The 18,456-nt window shown below is 68.1% G+C and carries 19 protein-coding genes and 1 tRNA gene; 11 read left to right on the top strand and 9 right to left on the bottom strand.

Annotation, left to right across the window (positions count from 1 at the left end):
• Positions 1 to 89: 89 nt before the first annotated feature.
• Positions 90 to 521 carry an ester cyclase gene (locus A8M77_RS33940; RefSeq protein WP_086925873.1) on the bottom strand — a complete coding sequence of 144 codons (432 nt, stop codon included), beginning with the start codon at positions 519 to 521 and terminating at the stop codon, positions 90 to 92.
• Positions 522 to 611: 90 nt separating this feature from the next.
• Positions 612 to 1,610: an AraC family transcriptional regulator gene (locus tag A8M77_RS33935; RefSeq protein ID WP_086925872.1), complete on the bottom strand. Its 999-nt coding sequence runs from the start codon at positions 1,608 to 1,610 to the stop codon at positions 612 to 614.
• Between the two features lie 138 nt (positions 1,611 to 1,748).
• Between A8M77_RS33935 and A8M77_RS33930 the strand changes: the two genes are divergently transcribed.
• From A8M77_RS33930 to A8M77_RS37570, 4 genes are all read left to right on the top strand, one after another.
• A complete protein-coding gene (locus A8M77_RS33930) occupies positions 1,749 to 3,170 on the top strand; it encodes an FAD-binding oxidoreductase (protein ID WP_086925871.1) in 1,422 nt (473 codons plus the stop codon).
• Positions 3,171 to 3,266: 96 nt separating this feature from the next.
• On the top strand, positions 3,267 to 3,788 hold the full coding sequence (locus tag A8M77_RS33925; RefSeq protein WP_238137071.1) for a LysR family transcriptional regulator: 522 nt from the start codon (positions 3,267 to 3,269) through the stop codon (positions 3,786 to 3,788).
• Positions 3,785 to 5,062: an aspartate carbamoyltransferase gene (locus tag A8M77_RS33920; protein WP_086925870.1), complete on the top strand. Its 1,278-nt coding sequence runs from the start codon at positions 3,785 to 3,787 to the stop codon at positions 5,060 to 5,062. The genes A8M77_RS33925 and A8M77_RS33920 overlap by 4 nt, the downstream gene beginning before the upstream one ends.
• Positions 5,005 to 6,042, top strand: coding sequence for a MerR family transcriptional regulator (locus A8M77_RS37570; protein ID WP_443273516.1), 1,038 nt, complete (start codon positions 5,005 to 5,007; stop codon positions 6,040 to 6,042). Before A8M77_RS33920 ends, A8M77_RS37570 begins: the two co-directional genes overlap by 58 nt.
• Here A8M77_RS37570 and A8M77_RS33905 read toward each other — a convergent pair.
• Positions 5,981 to 6,577: an acyloxyacyl hydrolase gene (locus A8M77_RS33905; protein WP_086925869.1), complete on the bottom strand. Its 597-nt coding sequence runs from the start codon at positions 6,575 to 6,577 to the stop codon at positions 5,981 to 5,983. The two genes, A8M77_RS37570 and A8M77_RS33905, sit on opposite strands and share 62 nt — an antisense overlap.
• Positions 6,578 to 6,924: 347 nt before the next feature.
• Between A8M77_RS33905 and A8M77_RS33900 the strand changes: the two genes are divergently transcribed.
• The 6 genes from A8M77_RS33900 to A8M77_RS33875 all read left to right on the top strand — a co-directional run bounded on the left by A8M77_RS33900 (position 6,925) and on the right by A8M77_RS33875 (position 12,386).
• Positions 6,925 to 7,419 carry a hypothetical protein gene (locus A8M77_RS33900; RefSeq protein WP_086925868.1) on the top strand — a complete coding sequence of 165 codons (495 nt, stop codon included), beginning with the start codon at positions 6,925 to 6,927 and terminating at the stop codon, positions 7,417 to 7,419.
• A 142-nt stretch (positions 7,420 to 7,561) separates the two neighbouring features.
• Positions 7,562 to 7,810, top strand: a complete 249-nt coding sequence (locus tag A8M77_RS33895; RefSeq protein WP_086925867.1) for a hypothetical protein — start codon at positions 7,562 to 7,564, stop codon at positions 7,808 to 7,810.
• Positions 7,807 to 8,031, top strand: a complete 225-nt coding sequence (locus A8M77_RS33890) for a hypothetical protein (protein ID WP_086925866.1) — start codon at positions 7,807 to 7,809, stop codon at positions 8,029 to 8,031. Before A8M77_RS33895 ends, A8M77_RS33890 begins: the two co-directional genes overlap by 4 nt.
• 307 nt (positions 8,032 to 8,338) lie before the next feature.
• Complete coding sequence (locus tag A8M77_RS33885; protein WP_143694875.1) at positions 8,339 to 8,833, top strand: hypothetical protein; 495 nt, start codon at positions 8,339 to 8,341, stop codon at positions 8,831 to 8,833.
• Between the two features lie 80 nt (positions 8,834 to 8,913).
• A complete protein-coding gene (locus A8M77_RS33880; RefSeq protein ID WP_086925874.1) occupies positions 8,914 to 11,640 on the top strand; it encodes a sensor domain-containing diguanylate cyclase in 2,727 nt (908 codons plus the stop codon).
• The gene (locus A8M77_RS33875) at positions 11,637 to 12,386 is read left to right on the top strand and encodes an EAL domain-containing protein (protein ID WP_086925864.1); all 750 of its coding nucleotides are present in this window, start codon (positions 11,637 to 11,639) and stop codon (positions 12,384 to 12,386) included. The genes A8M77_RS33880 and A8M77_RS33875 overlap by 4 nt, the downstream gene beginning before the upstream one ends.
• A gap of 332 nt (positions 12,387 to 12,718) precedes the next feature.
• Here the strand turns inward: A8M77_RS33875 and A8M77_RS33870 are convergent.
• From A8M77_RS33870 to A8M77_RS33850, 5 genes are all read right to left on the bottom strand, one after another.
• Positions 12,719 to 12,794, bottom strand: a tRNA-Asn gene (locus A8M77_RS33870).
• 78 nt (positions 12,795 to 12,872) lie between these two features.
• Positions 12,873 to 13,778, bottom strand: coding sequence for a thiamine phosphate synthase (locus A8M77_RS33865; RefSeq protein WP_086925863.1), 906 nt, complete (start codon positions 13,776 to 13,778; stop codon positions 12,873 to 12,875).
• A gap of 11 nt (positions 13,779 to 13,789) precedes the next feature.
• The gene (locus A8M77_RS33860; RefSeq protein WP_086925862.1) at positions 13,790 to 14,602 is read right to left on the bottom strand and encodes a thiazole synthase; all 813 of its coding nucleotides are present in this window, start codon (positions 14,600 to 14,602) and stop codon (positions 13,790 to 13,792) included.
• Positions 14,603 to 14,623: 21 nt separating this feature from the next.
• Positions 14,624 to 14,821 carry a sulfur carrier protein ThiS gene (gene thiS, locus A8M77_RS33855; RefSeq protein WP_086925861.1) on the bottom strand — a complete coding sequence of 66 codons (198 nt, stop codon included), beginning with the start codon at positions 14,819 to 14,821 and terminating at the stop codon, positions 14,624 to 14,626.
• Positions 14,818 to 15,921 (bottom strand): FAD-dependent oxidoreductase, encoded by a 1,104-nt coding sequence (locus tag A8M77_RS33850; RefSeq protein ID WP_086925860.1) that lies wholly within the window; start codon positions 15,919 to 15,921, stop codon positions 14,818 to 14,820. Before A8M77_RS33850 ends, thiS begins: the two co-directional genes overlap by 4 nt.
• A 50-nt stretch (positions 15,922 to 15,971) precedes the next feature.
• On the opposite strand from A8M77_RS33850, the gene thiD reads away from it, so the two are divergent.
• On the top strand, positions 15,972 to 16,817 hold the full coding sequence (thiD, locus tag A8M77_RS33845; RefSeq protein ID WP_086925859.1) for a bifunctional hydroxymethylpyrimidine kinase/phosphomethylpyrimidine kinase: 846 nt from the start codon (positions 15,972 to 15,974) through the stop codon (positions 16,815 to 16,817).
• Here thiD and A8M77_RS33840 read toward each other — a convergent pair.
• Entirely contained in the window at positions 16,762 to 18,081 is a 1,320-nt protein-coding gene (locus A8M77_RS33840) for a purine-cytosine permease family protein (protein WP_086925858.1), read from the bottom strand. The two genes, thiD and A8M77_RS33840, sit on opposite strands and share 56 nt — an antisense overlap.
• Positions 18,082 to 18,456 lie beyond the last annotated feature (375 nt).

Here is an 18,456-nt window from a genome sequence, read left to right as displayed (position 1 = left end):
GGATCGCAGGATCGCACCACCTACGATCCGCTCCGCCACACCGCCGCCATGCTTCATCTCGCAAGCGTCGGGGGTTGACACAGGATGTCTCATGCCGGGGCGCCCTGGGGCAGTTGCTGGAGGATGGCGCCCATGTCGACCCAGACGTTCTCGCGCCGGATGTCGCCGTTGTCGGTGAACTCGATCACGTGCAGGAGCCGGAAGGCGAGCGGCCGGTCGCCGCCCTCCAGGCCGAAGGGGCGGCCCGGCGCCTTGCCGCGCCACAGCGAGTCGTCGACCATGAAGTTGTCGCCGTACAGGCGCCGCAGCGACGTGACCTGGCCATCGGACAGATCGCCGAACAGCGTCTCGTAGAAGGGCCGGGCGCCTTCGCGGCCGTGGCTCGGGCCGGTGGGCCAGCCCACCACGTCGTGCTCGACCTCGGCGCTGAGCGTGGCCAGAACGCCCTCCACGTCATCCCGGGCCTCGAAGCCGAAATGCTCGTCGAGCTTGCGGTCCATCTCGCGGGGGCTGAGCGCCATGGCGGTCTCCTGAAGGGCTTGGGATGCCTTCATGATAATGAGACAAAAATCTCATGACAAGACTTTTTTCTCAATCAATGGAGTGCGGTCTCAGACCACGGCCTCGCGCTCGCGCCGCCAGGCGGCGGGTGGCTTGCCGACCAGCCGCTTGAAGGCCCGGGCGAAGGCAGCCTCGGATTCATAGCCCACCTCGAGCGCGATGGCAGCGACCGTGGAGCGCGTTTCCAGCAGCATCCGCGCCGCGGCCTGCATGCGCCACTGCGCCAGGTATTGCATCGGCGCGATGCCGATCATCTGCACGAAGCGTTCGTGCAGCGCCGAGCGCGAGAGGCCGATCCGGCGGCCCAGTTCGTCGAGGCTCCAGTCCTGCGCCGGCGCCTCGTGCATCAGGGCGAGCGCGCGTCCGACGTAGCGGTCGCGCAACCCGGCAAGCCAGCCGGCGCTCTGGGCCGGCAGGCTGTCGGCATAGCGACGCACGGCGTCGACGAACATCATCTCGCTCATGCGCGCCAGCATGGCCTCGGCGCCGGGGCGCCGGGCGTGCGATTCCGCCGCCGCCTGCTCGGTGAAGCGGGCGACCCATGCGTCGTGGTCGCCGGCACGCAGGTGCAGCATCCGGGGCAGCGCGGCGATCAGCGGGTTGAAGGGCTGCCGGTCGTAGCCCAGGAAGCCGCAGACGATGGTCGGATCGGTGTCCGATGTCGGGGGAGGCACCAGTTGCAGGTTGGGACCGTCGTAGGCAACGCGCAGCGGCAGCGACTGGCTGCGCACGTTGTCGTACCAGCGGACGTCGACGCTGCCGCGCAGGCCGGGCGCGCTGGACACCACGTGCGCATCGCCGTGCGGGAACATCACCACGTCGCCCTGGGACAGCTGCACCGCGGCTTCGCCCAGGATGCCGGCCCAGCAGGTGCCTCGCACCACCGCGTGGTACTCCATCACGTGCTCGATGCCGGGCATCAGCAGCGGCGCGATCTCGCCGGCTGCCGGCGCCTCGGCCGCCCAGTCGCTGTGGCCGCTGACGTAGAAGAACACGGCGCCCTGCAGGCGCACGCTGCGCAGCACGTCGGACAGGGTGTCGAGGCTCATGGAGACAGGCTGCAGCCGTGGCTGCCAACGGCGGACGCGCGATCAAGCCTCGGCGACGCCGGATCAAGCGTGGCCGCTGGCCGGCCGGAAGAATCAAACCACCTCTTCCTCATCCCCTTCAACCCCCGGGAGCACCAGATGCAATCTCTGACCTACCTTACGCTGGACAAGGATGTCCGGCAAGTCCGGCAGTCCGACGTTGACGCCTTCGCGGCGCAGATCAGCGGCGGCGTCATCGGCATGGCCGACCCTGCCTACGAGGAGGCGCGCAAGGTCTGGAACGGCATGGTGGATCGCCGACCGGCCCTGATCGCGCGCTGCCTCACCGAAGGCGACGTGCAGGCGGCCCTGCGCTTCGCCACGGCACATCGCATGCTGATGAGCGTGCGCGGCGGCGGCCACCACATCGCCGGCAACGCGGTGGCGGAGGGCGGCCTGATGATCGACCTGTCGGGCATGCGCACCGTGCGCGTCGATCCGCAGAAGCGCATCGCGTACGTGGGTCCCGGCGCCTTGCTGGGCGACCTGGACCGCGAGACGCAGGCCCATGGCCTGGCCGTGCCGCTGGGCATCAACTCCACCACCGGCGTGGCCGGCCTCACCCTGGGCGGCGGCTTCGGCTGGCTGACGCGTCGCCACGGCATGAGCGTCGACAACCTGCGCAGCGCCACCATCGTCACGCCCGACGGGCAGGTGCGCATCGCCTCGGCCGAATCGGAGCCGGAGCTCTTCTGGGCCCTGCGCGGCGGCGGCGGCAACTTCGGCATCGTGACCTCCTTCGAGTTCCAGCTGCACCCGGTCGGGCCCGAGGTGTACGCGGGGCTGGTGGTCTACCCCTTCGCGCAGGCCCGGCAGGTGCTGCGCGCCTGGCGGGACTTCTGCGATGCCGCGAGCGACGAACTCACCGTCTGGACAGTGATGCGCAAGGCCCCGCCGCTGCCCTTCCTGCCCGAGTCGGTGCATGGCAGCGAGGTCGTGATCCTGCCGATGGTCTGGTGCGGCGACCTGGCGGCCGGGGAGAAGGCGGTGGCGCCGGTGCTGAAGTTCGGCGACCCGGTCGGCAGCCATCTGGGCCCGGCGCCCTATGCCGGCTTCCAGACCGCCTTCGACCCGCTGCTGGCGCCCGGCGCCCGCAACTACTGGAAGACCAACAACTTCAGCAGCCTGAGCGATGCCGCCATCGACATGCTGATCGACAACGCAGGCCGCCTGCCGGGTCCGGAATGCGAGATCTTCGTCGCGCAGATGGGTGGCGCGATGGGCCGCGTAAAGCCAGATGCCACCGCCTTCGTCGGCCGCGACGCGCGCTACATCATGAACGTGCACGGCCGGTGGGCCGAGGCGTCCGAGGACGACAAGGTGCGCAGCTGGGCGCGCGGCGTCTTCCAGCAGGCGGCGCCGCACGCCACCGCCAGCGGCTACGTCAACTTCCTCACCGAGGACGAGGCCGGGCGCGTGGCCGACAGCTACGGCGCCAACTACCCGCGGCTGCAGGCCATCAAGCGGCGCTACGACCCGGACAACCTGCTGCGCATGAACCTCAACATCGCGCCGGCGTAGCCGGTGGCGTGGCCGGCGCGGCACCGCAGCCGAAGCGGGCCGCGTTGGCGGGACCGTGCCATCCATGGCATAACCCGAACCGGGCCGGACCTAGTCGTGGAGGCCGGTACTTTCACCAAGGCGGCCGACTCGCTCCGCGTCACCAAGGCCCAGATCAGCCGCCTCGTGCTGTCGCTGGAGTCCGAGCTCAGGACCCAACTGCTCAATCGCACCACGCGACGCGTCACCGTCACCCCGGACGGCGCCAGCTACTACGAGCGCACCGTCCGGGTGCTCGACGAGATCGAAGAGATCGAATCGAGCCTGTCCCGCGCCAAGCTGACGCCGCGCGGCAAGCTGCGCATCGACGCGCCGTCGGCCATCGCCAGCCTTCTCCTCATCCCGGCGCTGGGGGACTTCTGCAAGCGCTATCCCGAGATCCAGCTCGACATGGGCGTGAGCGACAAGCCCGTGGATCTCATCGGCGAGATCCATCGCTTCGCATGCGCCTCCCCGGCCTACTTGAAGCGGCATGGCGTGCCGCAGCATCCTTCCGAGCTGGAGGATGAACGTCATCGCGCCGCTCTCGCCGACTGCGCGCATAGATATACGCAATGCGTATATGATGGCGGCCCATGAACCTCACCCAACAAGTGCTGCTGCGCGATGCGATGCGCCGCCTGAACATGACACGCGAGGTCTTCGCGGACCGCATCGGCACCCGGCGCCGGGCGCTCGACAGCTGGCTGCTGCCGGACGATTCCAGCGAGTTCCGCGCCATGCCCGAGATGGCCCGCCGCTACGTGCTGGAGATCCTCGAGCGGCAGGCGCCGGCGACAGCATCTACGCAGAGCGTACATGACGTGGCCCAGGTCGCCTCCAGTGGGCACCACCTGCTGTCGGTGTCCCAGTTCAACCGCGAATCCCTGGAGCACTTGTTCCACGTGGCCGACGTCATGCAGCCCATCGCGCACCGGCGCAAGGTCAGCCGCGTGCTGGAAGGGGCGGTGCTGGCCAACCTGTTCTTCGAGGCCAGCACCCGCACCCGCATCAGCTTCGGCGCCGCCTTCTGCCGCCTGGGCGGTTCGGTGTGTGACACCACCGGTTTCACCTTCTCCTCCATGGCCAAGGGCGAATCGCTGCGCGACACCGCGATGGTGATCAGCGGCTATGCCGACGCGATCGTGGTGCGCCACCCGGAGCAGGGCTCGGTGGCCGAATTCGCATCCGCCACCAACATCCCGGTGATCAACGCGGGCGACGGCGCGGGCGAGCACCCCAGCCAGGCGCTCCTGGACGTCTACACCATCCAGCGCGAGTTCTCGCGCTTGGGCAAGCTGGTGGATGGCGCGCACATCGCGATGGTGGGCGACCTGAAGTACGGCCGCACGGTGCACTCGCTGATCCAGTTGCTGGCGCTGTTCCGCCGGGTGCGCTTCACGCTGGTGTCGCCGCCTTCGCTGCGGATGCCGCGCGCGCTGGTGGAGGCGGTGGCCGCGCGCGGGCACGAGGTGGTCGAGTCCGGCACGCTGGACAGCCTGGCCGACGCCGACGTGGTCTACGCCACGCGCATTCAGAAGGAGCGCTTCAGCGGCGAAAGCGTGGAGAGCTACGGCGAGGCGTTCCGCATCGACCGCGCGCTGGTCGAGCGCGTCTGCGGCCCGGATGCGGTGCTGATGCACCCGCTGCCGCGCGACGGCCGTCCAGGCGCCAACGACCTGTCCACCGACCTCGATCGCGATCCGCGTCTGGCGATCTTTCGCCAGACCGACAACGGCATCCCGGTGCGCATGGCCATCTTCTCGATCCTGATGGGGGTGGATGGGCAGGTCCAGCGTTCCATGCGCGACGTGCGCTGGCAGCCGCCGGCCGCGGTGCGGCCGGACGATGCGCTGCTGCTCGATCTGGAGTAAGGACCCCGAGGCCTGCAGCAACCATCAACGTACGAGATGCCGCGTCGCGGCTCGACGTCACGCCGCGCACGCTCAAGTACTACGAGGAGTTCGGCATCGTGGTGCCGGCCCGCAGCGAGGGGGGCTACCACCTCTACGAGCAGGCCGACCTCGACAGGCTGTCGCGCGTGTTGCGCATGCGCTCGCTGGGCTTCTCGCTCGCTGCGATCGCGGCGATGCTGCAGCAGCCGATGGAAGCGCGCGGTGCAGGCCTACTTCATCGGCCCGATGCTGGGCGCCTGCCGCATGCTGATCCAGACCGATGTTCCACCGGCCCGGCGCGCCGTGATGCTGAAGACCTTCATGGTGATGATCGTCTTCGGCGGTGCACTGGCGCCGATCGCCGGTCGGCTCTGCAGGTCGTGTTGGCGCGCTCGCACTTCGAGCTGTTCACCGCATCGCAGGCACTGATCGCCTTGACAATGGGCCGGCCTGGCGGGCCTGGCCTGGTTCGGCCACCACCAGTGGCGGCCCCCGCGCCGCTGTTGCAACTGCACGCGCTGCGGCAGTCGGCTTTCCGCGTGGGGCTGGTGCTGTACGTCGTCTACTATTACCTCTCGACCGGTTTCAGCTACCTGCTGCCGCGCCTGATGGAAGGCGGCCTGGGCTTCACCGTCGGCAACGCCGGCTATCTCACGGGTGCGGCGTCGTTGGTCACCGGCTCGCTGGTGTTCGTGTACATGCGCTATTCGGCGCGGCTGTCGCGCAAGAAGTGGCTCATCGGGGCCGGCTTCGGGATCGGCGCGCTGGCGGCGTGGTGGCTCGCGCAAGTCACGCCGCAAGCGGGGCGCGAAGCGCTGCTGGCCCCCTTGCGATCTCGTTCGCAACCTTCGCGGACCAGATCGGCGGCCTGTTGGCGCTGGTGGCGTGCGAGATGGCCTAGCGGAAGCGGTAGCTGTAGCGCAGCTGGACGAAGTTCTCGCCGGGGTTCGGATGCTTGATTCCCCCGTTCGAGAAGTGCTCGACGCGCAGCGCCAGCTCATGCTCGCCGCGCGCGCCGAAGTTGCGCCCCACGCCCAGATGCGTGCCGAAGTTGAAGCGCGTGGAGAAGCGCTTGGCCGGGGTCTCGTAGTGCGAGGAGGTCAGGCTCAGGCCCACGCCGGCGTCGAAGAACCAGGGCGACGCGCCGCCGTCGAGGCGCCAGCGGAACACGGGCTTGAAGGCCAGCTGCGTGAGATGGTCCTTGCCATTGCCGGCGGCGCTGTCGTAGCGCCACTGCGAGAGCGAGAGCTCGAAGTAGCCGCCGAGCTCGCCGGGGCCGAGGGCCCAACGGCGGTCCCAGTCCCACGCAAACCCGGCCGTCAGCGATCGCGTGCCGCTGGCCGAGCCCCCCTGCACGAACACGGAAGACGGCGCGAAGCGCTCCTGCGCGCCTGCATGAGGGAGAGACCCGAGCAGCACTGTGCTGGCCGCGAGCAAGCGCAGCAGGCTCCGGGATCGCAAGGCCTCGGTGGCGAGATTTCTTCTGTTTGACATGGAACTCCACTCCTTGGTGACCGTAGACCATTGGAAATGCCGCCACGCACGTGCTCAATCCCGCCGAGGAAGGGGGCGCTGGCCCTCCCAAAGACAGAGGCGCTTCTGTGACCGAAACCGCATGATGAGGGTCGAGTTCACGGATGTCTGGGAGAGGCCGGCCACATCGCGCGGCGCCGCGACGGCGATTGCGCGAGGCCATGTTTCAACGGACATATTCGGGCCCCGGCAGGAATTACTCCGAACATCTTCGAGTGCCAGCATCGGATGGCGGGGCTTCGATTCGTGGGCTCCGGAAGCGCTGTCGGCGACTGCCGGCGGCTCGTTCGCATCCCGAGGAGAGCAGCATGCGTATCGCGGAATACTTGGCCGGCGCCAAGCCGATGTTCGAACTGGCCGTGCCCGCCGGCAGCGGCAGCGGCAGCCGCTGCCTGAGCGTTCGCGCGCGGCCGGCGGGGACGTACGCGCTCGCCGACGCCTATCGGGCCAGCGGAGGGGTCATCGACTGCGATGACCTGGCGAGCTTGATGGGCCGCCGCCGCGAGCAGCCCATCTCCTTGCTCGCGCGCCGGATCGTGGAGCGCCGGGTGGTCCATTTCCGATGCGATGGAAGGCTCCTGCTGCCGTGGTTCCAGCTGGAGCTTCCGAGCTTCAACGTGCTGCCGGCAGTGGCCGAGGCCATCGCCGAGCTCGGCGTCAGCTTCGACGATGGCCAGGTGGCCGAGTGGTTTGCCATGCCCAACTGCTGGCTGCAGGGCGCATCGCCCGCCGGCGCGATCGCGGCGCAATCCGCGGCGGTGATTCAGGCGTCGCGCGCGGATCGCTTTGCGCTGCTGGGCTGAGCCCGCGATGTCATCCGCAACAGGCGCCCGGCACGTGTTTCTTCCGCAATGTCAGCTGAAAGATGCGAGGGCGGCGCGGACATCGTGGGGTGACAAGCCGGGCGAATACTGAAGCTTCGGTACACCTTTGCAGGAGCTGATCATGGAAGCAGGCTCGACCCTCCAAGGCGCGCATTTCGAACTGCGCTTTCAATCGCTGCACAAGCAAGGCCGGGGACTGGCTTTCCCTTGCAATGCGCAAGGCGAGGTCGATCTGGACCGCCTGGGGGAGCGTGCGCGGAACAACTACCTCTTCGCGCGCGCACTGATGGGACGCGAGTATGCGTTCCCGAGGGTGCAGGTCATCGGCTGGTGGGGCCGTGCATCGCAGTCAGAGGCATTGCAGTCATGACAACGGACACCGAGATCGAGGGCTGGGTCGTTCCGGGGACCTCCCGGCTGATCGTCGCGCTGGCCATCCCCGCCCTGGTCTGCACGGCGCTGGCGGCGCTGGAACTGTCGCAGGCGGGGTCGCCCTCCGCTACGCCGTCCAAGCCATCGCATGTCAGCGCCGTGCCAAGCGGCAGCCAGAAAGCGCCAGGCCGGGAAAAAGCCCTGCTACCGGAGAGATAGCAGGGCCCTTCGTGGAACCACGAGAGCGATGCGCGGATGCGCGCAGGATCGAAGCGAGTGGACGAGTTCATGGGAGTTCCCTTGCTGTTCCTTCGGAAAGCACTCGGGTGCACGAGAGATCTTGCGCGACCTGAGAACTTTGGAATTCATGCCGAAAATGAGCCTGCGTGATGCGCGCCGATCAGCAAGTCGACTTCGCCAGAAATGCACATTTACGTTGTAGGACACAACCTCAAAGCAGCGGGACGCAGCAACTCGCGACCGTACGATATGACTGCGCTCGAACGAGGAAGTGAAGGACTGAATCATGAGTGGACGCAGCGATGACATCGAAACGGTGCCTCATGGCTTGGATGACTGGCCGCCGAGGCCCGGAACCCAAGCACAAGCCCGGACGTTCGCAAGAACCGTGACCGACTTCTTCCGCAAGAAGGGCGACGGGGATGCTTCGGAGTCGACGGCCACCGAAGTCCCGCCGCGCGAGCAGCCGATCGCCAACGCAACTCTCTATCGGCACTGGCGTGCCATGCAGGCTGAAGGCATCACGGCTTCCCAGTTCATCGCGTTCCTGCAGCCTCTGGCAGACCTGGACGGCATCACGGTCTCCTACACGTACAGCGATGAAGACGGCACGGAGCACGTCTACAACCATCGGCGCGGCGACCTCGGAAGCGCCAATCCGCTTTCCCGAGCGATTCAGGAAAAGAAGCTATCCAAAGAAAAGGCCCTGACATTCGCGCTGAACGAGGAAGGACGCGTCTGGATAGAGAGCAACTTCATGGAGTTGTCCGATCTGAAGTAGGGCACTCGAAATTGAGGCCAGACGGTTCCTCCGTCCCTCGCGTCCCGCGCCTTGGGCTGCGGGCCCGGTTGGCCATCGGCATGGTGGTGGTCGTCCTGCTGAGCACGGTGGGTGTCGCCACCGCCGCGCTCCACTTCGTCAAGCGCAACATGCAGGCGGCCATTGCGAACGAGCAGTTCGAGCGCATCGTCTCCATCGCCAGCGCGGTGGACCAGAAGTTCCGCAGCCGGCGAACCCTGCTCAAAACCTTCGCCGACAGCGTCGAGGCGCAGCACCTCGCCGACGTCCAGCGGCTGCAGGACTTCGTGATGCAGCACCAGTCGCTCAGGCAGGCCTTCGACAGCGTTGCCTTCGTCGACATGGACGGCAACCTGATCGCCAGCCTGAATGGAACGCAGCAGCTCGCCAACATCAACATCAAGGACCGCGAGTACTTTCAGCAGACGGTCGCGGCCAAGGAGGGGGTCATCTCGCAGCCCTACCGCAACAGGCTCAACGGGATGGCGCAAATCGCCATCACCGAGCCGGTGCTGGACGGGGCGGGCAAGGTTCTCTACGTCATCTCCGGGGCCATCAGCCTCAAGGAGCAGAACTTCCTGGGCGAACTCGCCAACATCAGGTTCGGCCAGAGCGGCTACTTGTTCATCGTCAACACGGACGGTATCGTCATCGAGCACCCGCGCAAGTCGCTGCTGCTGCAGCACATGGCCGTGGAGGGGGAACACAATGCCGCGCTGGACCGTGCCTTTGCGGGCCTGGAGGGCATCACCGAAGCGACGAACGGCGCCGGCATCCACGGGCTCTACGCATTCAAGCGCAGCAGCCAGACCAACTGGATCCTCGGAGGCATCTACCCGCGCAGCGAGGCCTTTGCGCGCATCGACGAGATCGAACGCTACACGTGGGCTGGCGCGCTGCTCCTGACGGTCCTGGTCGGCGGGCTCGCCCTCTGGGTCTTGCGCTCGCAACTCAGGCCGCTGGAGCGGCTGCACGAACACATGCAGGTCTCGCGCGCGGCCACCGACTACGCGCCCTTGGCCGGCTCCTTCGCCCAGGACGAGATCGGCGATCTCTCGCGCACCTTCGATTCACTGATGCTGGAGCGTCAGATCGCTCACGCCAAGCTCGCCGCGAGCGAAAGATTTCTGCGCGACGTGACCGACAACCTGCCGGCCGTGGTCGCCTACTTCGATCGCAACCAGGTCTGCCTATTCGGCAACAGGGCCGGGCTGGCGATGCGCGGCAGGACCCGGTCTGATATCGGAACGCTGACGATGAAGGAGTCGCTGCCCGAGGCGGTCTACAGGCAGTTGGAGCCCGAGGTCACCAAGGTGCTGGCGGGCACCGCGACGCGGTACGTCGGCGCCTACGATCGCGAAGGCACGGAGCGCTTCTTCCTGTGCCACCTGGTGCCGGACATCCGCGACGGCGGCGAGGTGGTCGGCTACTACGTGATGACATTCGACATCACGCGCCAGAAGGTGGCCGAGCGCGAGCGGGCGGCGGGCGAAGCGCGCATCCGCACCATCACGGACAACCTGCCGGCGCTGGTGTCGCACGTGGACGAATCCCTGCGCTACACCTTCGTCAATGCGCGCGTGCGAGCGCTGCACGACAACGCGGAGCTGGTGGGCCGTTCCATGGCCGAGGTGCGCGGAGAAGAGGACTTCCAGATGATCGAGCCCTACGTGCGCCGCGTGCTCGCCGGCGAAGCCGTGAGCTTCGAGAAGACCGGCTTCCGCACGCGCGGCGTCGGCCAGAACTGGTTTCAATCCCACTACATCCCGGATCGCGACCCGGAGGGCGTGGTGCGGGGCTTCTATGCGATGACTTTCGACGTGACTGAGCGCAAACGGGCCGAGATCCGCAGCGCCGAGAGCGAGCAGCGCCTGCGCGGGCTTACCGACAACGTGCCGGCGCTCCTGACGGAGCTGGATCGCGATGAGCGGGTGGTCTTCTGCAACGGACGGTACCTGACCTGGCTGGGCATTCCGCCCTCGTCGATGATGAACAGGCCGATCCGCGAGGTCGTCGGCGACGCGCACTACGAGATGCGCAAGCCCCTCCTGGAGCGGGCCTTTGCCGGAGAAGAGGTCTCCTTCGAGCAGACGGCCAAGCTGCTGGTTGGCGAGCGCACCCTGCAGACCATCTACCTGCCCCAGAAGAACGAAGAGGGCGAGGTCGTCGGTTTGTATATCCTCGCGAACGACGTCAGCGACCTGAAGCAAAAGCAGATGCAGCTCGACTCGCTCGCGCGCGAAGACGTGCTCACGGGCCTGCCGAACCGACGCTCGTTCGAAGAGCACGTGCGCGAAGCCTTCGCCAGGTCTCGGCGGTCGCGCCTTCCAGTCTGTCTGATGTTCCTGGACATCGACTACTTCAAGTCGATCAACGACTCCCTCGGCCATGCCGCGGGCGACGCGGTGCTCAAGGAGTTCGGCCGGCGGCTGCAGGCGAGCGTGCGCGAGACGGACATGGCGGCGCGCTACGCCGGCGACGAGTTCGTGATCCTGCTAGAGGGCGTGGTCGATGCAGGCGCAGCCGGGGTGGTGGCCGGAAAGGTACTGAGCGCCATGCGGCCGTCGTTCCACCTTCCGAGCCGCACGTTGCAGGTGACGACCAGCATCGGCGTCGCGATCTCGGAGGAGGGGGAAAACTTTTCTACGCTGCTGGCATGCGCGGATTCGGCGTTGTACGCGGCCAAAAAGGGGGGGAGAAATCGATTCATGATGGCCCCCTCGAGATCCGAGACCCCGCCAGCGAAAGAAGCGAGGTACGGATCCTCATTCGCCCCGTTGATGCGATGAAGTTGGAGGAACCCCCCGACGCCGCCGGCTGCCCCTTCGGCCCGGCCTTCACGATCGCCTTTCAGCCGATCGTGGACCTCGACCAGCGTGAGATCTTCGCGCACGAAGCGCTGGTGCGAGGCCTGCACGGGGAGGGGGCGTTCGCGGTGCTGGGCCAGGTGGCGCCGCAACACCGCTTTGCGTTCCATGAGGCTTGCCGCGTGAGGTCGATCGAGATGGCGTCGATGCTGGGTATGCAATCGCGTCTAAGTCTCAACGTCATGCCCAACGACATCGCCCGACCCGCGGAATGCTTCCACACTGCCATTCGCACAGCCGAGCGCGTCCGCTTCCCGGTCGATCGCCTGATGTTCGAGATCACCGAGGGCGAGCAGGTCAAGGACCCGCCCGAATTGGCCGCGACCTTCCAGAGCTTCGAGCACTTCGGGTTCACCTCGGCGATCGACGATTTCGGCGCCGCCTATGCGGGTTTCGGGCTCCTGGCTGCGTTTCAGCCGAACATCGTCAAGCTCGACATGAGCTTGATTCGGGACATCCATCTGGACCCCGTGCGAACGACGATCGTCAAGGGCGTTGTCGCGATGTGCGGAGAACTTCGGATCAAGGTCGTTGCGGAGGGCGTGGAGAACCGCGGGGAGCTTGAAGCACTTCGCGCCCTTGATGTGAAACTTTTTCAGGGCTACTTGTTCGCCCGCCCCGGTATTGGCGTGCTGCCGATCGTCGACTGGGCTCCTGCGGCAGGTTGAAAATCGACGCCAGGTGCTGTTCGTCGATGGTGGCCCCGTGATCAGATCGAGATGCCCGATGTCGTGGCACTCGAGCTTGAAACGCGTGCCGTTCTCCGAGCAGGACTGCAGGATGTAAGCGATGCCGCGCAGGCTGCGGCGTCCTCCGAGCAGGCTTCTTTCCGATCGGAACGCGTGTTCCCGGCGCAACACGTGTTCTGTTTTCGGATCCGGGCGTGGAGGGCGCACGGTCTTCCGACACGAGTCGGACACGGGGTAGAAAATGCGCAGCAAGGAAAAAGCCCTGCTACCGGAAAGATAGCAGGGCTTTCAAGAACCACGAGGGTTTGTTCTGGCTCCTCGACCTGGGCTCGAACCAGGGACCTACGGATTAACAGTCCGGCGCTCTACCGACTGAGCTATCGAGGAACAAGCCTCAGATTATAGCTTTGTTTTTTGGCCCTTCCGGAGGGGCCGCCTCGCGCGGCGCAAAAAGTGCGGAATTTTTCAACGCGCCATCGCGGCCATCAGGCGCGCTGCCGCGGCCTCGGGATCGGGCTCGGCAACGACGGCGCGCACGACGGCCACGGAGCCGACGCCGGTGGCCAGCACGTCCGGCAGCCGCTGTGCATCGACGCCGCCGATGCCGACCTGCGAGTAGCCGCGCATGAGTTGCGCATACGCCCCCAGCCGGGCCACGCCCTGCGGCGCGGTGGGCATCTTCTTCAGCGTGGTCGGAAACACCGCGCCCATGGCGATGTAGCTCGGGCTCACCGCATCGGCGCGCACCATCTCCGCGTAGCCGTGGGTGCTGACGCCGAGGCGGATGCCGGAGGCGCGGATCGCCTGCAGGTCCTGCAGACTCAGTGCATCCAGGTCTTCCTGGCCCAGGTGCAGGCCATAGGCCTTGGCCTCGATGGCGGCGCGCCAGTGGTCGTTGATGAAAAGCAGCGCATCGGTCCCGCGCACCGCCTCCACGGCGGCGTTCACCTCGCGCTGGATGGCATCGGCATCGGTGGACTTGAAACGCAGCTGCACCGTCGGCAAGCCCGCGCGCGCCATGCGGCCGACCCAGGCCGCATCGGGCAGCACGGCGTAGAGGCCGAGCTTCTCGGGGCAGGGCGGGAAGGCATCTTCGCGCGCGGTGGGCGGAAAGGGGCGCATACCGAAGTCGGCCGGATGCGCGGGCCACGCGGCGGCATCGAAGCGGCCCGTGCGCTGCGTCTGCGCCTGCCACGCACGGGCCAGGCATTCGGCATCGACCTCGATGAAGCCCAGCGCGGCGCAGGCCGTCTTGGCGCCGCGGTACACGGGGTCGTCGCCGGAGAAGGCGGCCGGGCTTCCGCCGGTCTCGCCGAAGCGCGCGGCATGCGCGGCGAGGATGGCGCGGGTGATCTCGTCCTGGTCGTTCATGGCTTGCGGGCTCATTGGGTGTTGGCGTGGTGCCAGAAGGGCGTGCCCAGCACCGGCGTGCTCGGCTGGGCGGAATCCTGCGCGGCCATCGCGCCGGCAAGGCGCGCGCTGCGGCCGGCCTGCACCGCGTCGGCAAATGCGCCGGCCATCGCGACCGGGTCCTGTGCCAGGGCCACGGCGGTGTTGAGCAGCACGCCGTCGTAGCCCCATTCCATCACCTGGCAGGCATGCGAGGGCAGGCCCAGGCCGGCATCGACGAGCATGGGCACGTCCAGGCGCTCGCGCAGGACCTGCAACGCATAGGGGTTGATCGGCCCGCGGCCGGTGCCGATGGGGGCGGCCCAGGGCATCACGGCCTGGCAGCCCACGTCCACCAGGCGCTGGCACAGCACCAGGTCCTCGGTGCAGTAGGGCAGGACTTGGAAGCCATCGCGGATCAGCTGCGAGGCGGCATCCACCAGGTTGAGCGTGTCGGGCTGCAGCGTGTAGTCGTCGCCGATCAGCTCCAGCTTGATCCAGGGCGTGTCGAACAGCTCGCGCGCCATCTGCGCGGTGGCGATCGCCTCCTGCACGCTGTGGCAGCCTGCGGTGTTGGGCAGCACGGGCACTTCCAGCCGCCGCAGCAGGTCCCAGAAGCCGTTGCCCTCGCCGTTGCCGGGCGTCGCGGTCTGGCGGCGCAGGGAGGCGGTGAGCATGGCGGGCCGGGCGCGCCGCACCGCGGCCTCGAGCACGTCGGGCGAGGGGTAGCGCGCGGTGCCCAGCAGCAGCCGGCTCTGGAAGGCCTGGCCGTAGAGCATCAGCGCGTCGTCGGGGTTGGTTGTCATGGTCGTGTCTCCGTGATTCATTCAGCCGCCCGTGACGGGCCGGATGACTTCGATGCGGTCCTCGGGTTGCAGCAGGTGCGATGCGTAGCTCGAGCGCGGCACGAACTGCCGATTCACCGCGGCGGCGAAGGGCGGCACGGCCTCGATGAGGGCGATGGCGTCGGCCAGCGTGGCGTCGTCGGGGAGCGTCTTCGGGTGGTCGTTGATCAGGACGTTCATGCGTGTCTCTCCTCCAGGCTGGGCGCCAGCGCGAAGCGCGGCGCCAGCGCCGAGCGGCCCTCGCGCAGCAGCTCCAGCGCGACGTCGAGCAGGGCCGGCGCGATCATGAAGCCGTGTCGGTAGAGGCCGTTGATCTGCAGAACGCCGGGCCGCGGCTGGCGGAAGGCGGGCAGGTTGTCGGGCAGGGTGGGGCGGCACTGGGTCGAGATTTCGAGAATACGCGCCTCGGCGAAGCCGCTGTGCACGGCATAGGCGGCGCTCAGCAGCTCCAGCGTGGAGCGCACGCTGGCCGGCGACATGTCCTCGGACTCGATCTCGGTGGCGCCGATCACGAACACCTGCCCCGGCTTGGGCGCGATGTAGAGCGGGTAGCGCGGGTGCACGAGGCGCGTGGGCCGCCTGAGCGCCACCTCGGGCGCATGCACGCGGATCACCTCGCCGCGCACGCCGCGCAGGGTGTTCCATTGCGGACGGGCACCGAGGCCGCGGCAGTCGATCACGCGCTCGTCCGGGCGGGGCTGGAAATCGTCGAGGCTGCGCGGCGCGTGCCAGTGCAGCGTGACGTTCGGCAGGCCCTCCAGCGTGGCGAGCAGGGCGGCGAGCAGCTCGCGGTTGTCCAGCTGGCCTTCATCGGGCAGCAGCAGGCCCTGCGCGAAGCGCTGGCCCAGCGAGGGCTCGAGCGCGGCGATGCCCGCGGCGTCCAGCGTCTTCATCGCGGGCAACGCGGGCACCTGCTCGCCGGTGCGCGCGAGCACGCGGGCCAGCCGAGCGGCCTCGGCCGCATCCTGGCGGTGCCACAGCACCAGCGTGCCCTCGCGCTGGAAGAACACCGGGCTGGCCAGCTCCACGAGCAACGCAGGCCAGCGATCGAGCGCGTGGTGGCCCATGCGCACCACCGAGGCGGGCGCGACGGCCGATTCGGCCAGCGGCGCCAGCATGGCGGCCGCGACGCGCGCCGCCGCGCCATCGGCCTGCGGGCCGCCGGCATCGAAGAGCTCGACATGGCAGCCGCCGCGGGCGAGCGCCACGGCGAGCAGCCGGCCCATGAGCCCGGCCCCGAGGATCGCGGCCGAGCGGAAAGGCATCGCTTGCGCGCTCATGGCCAGGGCCTCCTGCAGGGGCCTGCGCGGCGTGGCCGATAATTTTCCGCATGACCCTCGCATCTTCCCGATACGCCCGCGTGCTCTCGATCGCCGGTTCCGACAGCGGCGGCGGCGCCGGCATCCAGGCCGATCTCAAGACCTTCCAGGCGCTCGGCTGCTACGGCATGACGGCCATCACCGCCCTGACCGCGCAGAACACGCTGGGTGTGAGTGGCATCCATGGTGTGCCGCCGGAGTTCCTCAAAGCGCAGATCCGCGCGGTGGTGGAGGACATCGGCGTCGATGCGGTCAAGCTGGGCATGCTGCATGCGCCCGAGGTGGTCGAGGTGGTGGCCTGGGCCATCGACCACTACAAGCTGCCGAACGTGGTGCTCGACCCGGTGATGGTCGCCACCAGCGGCGATCGCCTCATCGCCCAGGAGACGGTGCAGGTGCTGGTGCGCGAGCTGTTCCCGCGCGCCATCGTCGTCACGCCCAACCTCGACGAGGCGGCGCTGCTGATCGGCCATCCGATCGACGGTGTGGATGCGCTGGACGACGCGGCCAGCGAGTTGCTCGCGCTGGGCGCGCGGGCCGTCTTGCTCAAGGGTGGCCATCTGCCGGGCGATGACGTGGTGGACCTGCTGGCCGAGGCCGACGGCGAGCGCCTGCGCCTGTCTTCCCAGCGGATCGCGAGCCGCAATCTGCACGGCACGGGCTGCACGCTGTCCTCGGCCATCGCCTCGCACCTGGCGCTGGGCTATGCCTTGCCCGAGGCCGTGGAGCGCGCGCGCGGCTACGTCGTGGCCGCCATGGCGGCCGGTGCGGACGTGCAGGTCGGCGCGGGCCACGGTCCCCTCAACCACGGCTTTGCGCCAGTGCCGACGGTCCGCCTGCCGCGGCCTGGCGCGTGAACCAGGCCAGCACGAAGGTGAAGGCCAGCGTGGGCAGGGCCGAGCCGAACTGAGGCGCCCACTTGGCGCACCCGTGGTAGACCGCGATGCCGGCGATCCAGATCAGCGCGGCGCCCAGGTCCACCCGCCGCGTGCCGGTCGAGGCCGGTGCTTCGCCGGTGCCCAGGCGCCCGAGGATCACGCCGTACAGTGGCACGAAGACCGAGCTCAGCAGCAGCAGGAAGGGCTCCAGTGTGTGCATGGGCAGCACCAGCGCGAAGGCGATGCAGAGCACCGCGAGCGCGAGGCCCCAGCGCTTCACGCTCCAGCGCGGCTTCAGGCTGTGGGCCGAGACGGAGCCGGAGTACACGTCGCCATAGGCGTTGTCCAGCTCGTCGATGAGGATCAGTCCCAGCGCCACCAGCCCGCCCTGCGCCAGCAGCAGGGCCGTCACCAGGTTGCTGCCGGGCTCGGCGGCGCTGGCGACCATCACGCCCAGGCCATAACACCAGATGTTGGCGAGCGCATAGCCGAGCCAGGTGCCGCTGAAGGCGCCGCCCAGCCCGCCGGTGCTGCGCTTGCCGTGGCGCGCGTAGTCGGCCACCAGCGGCAGCCAGGAGACGGGCATCGCGATCACCAGGTCCAGCGCGCTGAACAGACCCATGCTGCCGTCACCGGGGCGCGACCAGAAGGCCTCCCACCCCTTGGCCTGCAACTGCCCCGCGAACTGCCAGGTGAGCCACAGCAGCGAGAGCACCACCAGCGGCAGCCCGAAGCGGCTGACGAAGCGCCGCACCAGCCTGACCATCGAGCCGGCCAGCAGCGCCAGCAGCACCGCGCCCCACAGCAGCGTCGTGAAGAGGCCGCCCAGCGGCCCGTCGAGCGACCAGCCGAAGGCCTGCTTGCCGATGGCCTGCGTGCCCTCGCGCATGATCACCAGCTCGAAGGTGGTCCAGCCGATGAGCTGCACGATGTTGAGCACCACCGGCAGGCGTGCGAAGGCGCTGCCGTAGGTGGCGTGCATCAGCCCGGCGCTGGCCAGGCCGCTCTCGCAGCCCAAACGCGCGGTCCAGGCCAGCAGGCCTGCGCCGATGCAGGAGCCCAGCACGATCGCGATGACCGCATCGCGCGTGCCGACCGCCGGCACCAGGTAGGCGCCGATCTGCATGACCAGCAGACCCACGCCCAGGCTGAACCAGAGCGAGAGATGGTCGTGCCAGTGGAAGACGCGGCTGCCGGCGGCGAGCGGCGTCAGCGCCTCGTTGTTTTCAGTCGTGATTGCCATCCATTTGCTCCAATGCAAAGTGTTTGGCAGGTGGGCGAGGCCACGGCGGTGGGACCGCCACGCGAGAGGAGACAAGGACGTGGCGGCCGCCGGACCAGCTTCCCTGCGCGAGGATTACCTCAGTCAGGTTCAAAGGGACTCTCTCAGCCTGCCTGCAACACGATGTGTCGCGGGTTGGCACCCCTAGCGTTTGCTTCAGTCGGTCTGGAAGCAGGGCTGATTGTAGGCCTGCGCGGGTTGGGGGCGGAATCGTGAAGTCGGAATTCAGCTTTGAGTTTGGGGGCGTGCCGATGGCGGTGGGTGGCCAACTCCGCTCATGTCCCCCGGAACGGCTGCGCCGTTCCTCCTCCTTTACTTCGCTACGTTGGCCACCCA

The sequence above is a fragment of the Variovorax sp. JS1663 genome, from assembly GCF_002157355.1.
Taxonomy (GTDB): Bacteria; Pseudomonadota; Gammaproteobacteria; order Burkholderiales; family Burkholderiaceae_C; genus Variovorax.
This window is presented reverse-complemented; position numbering and strand designations above follow the sequence as displayed.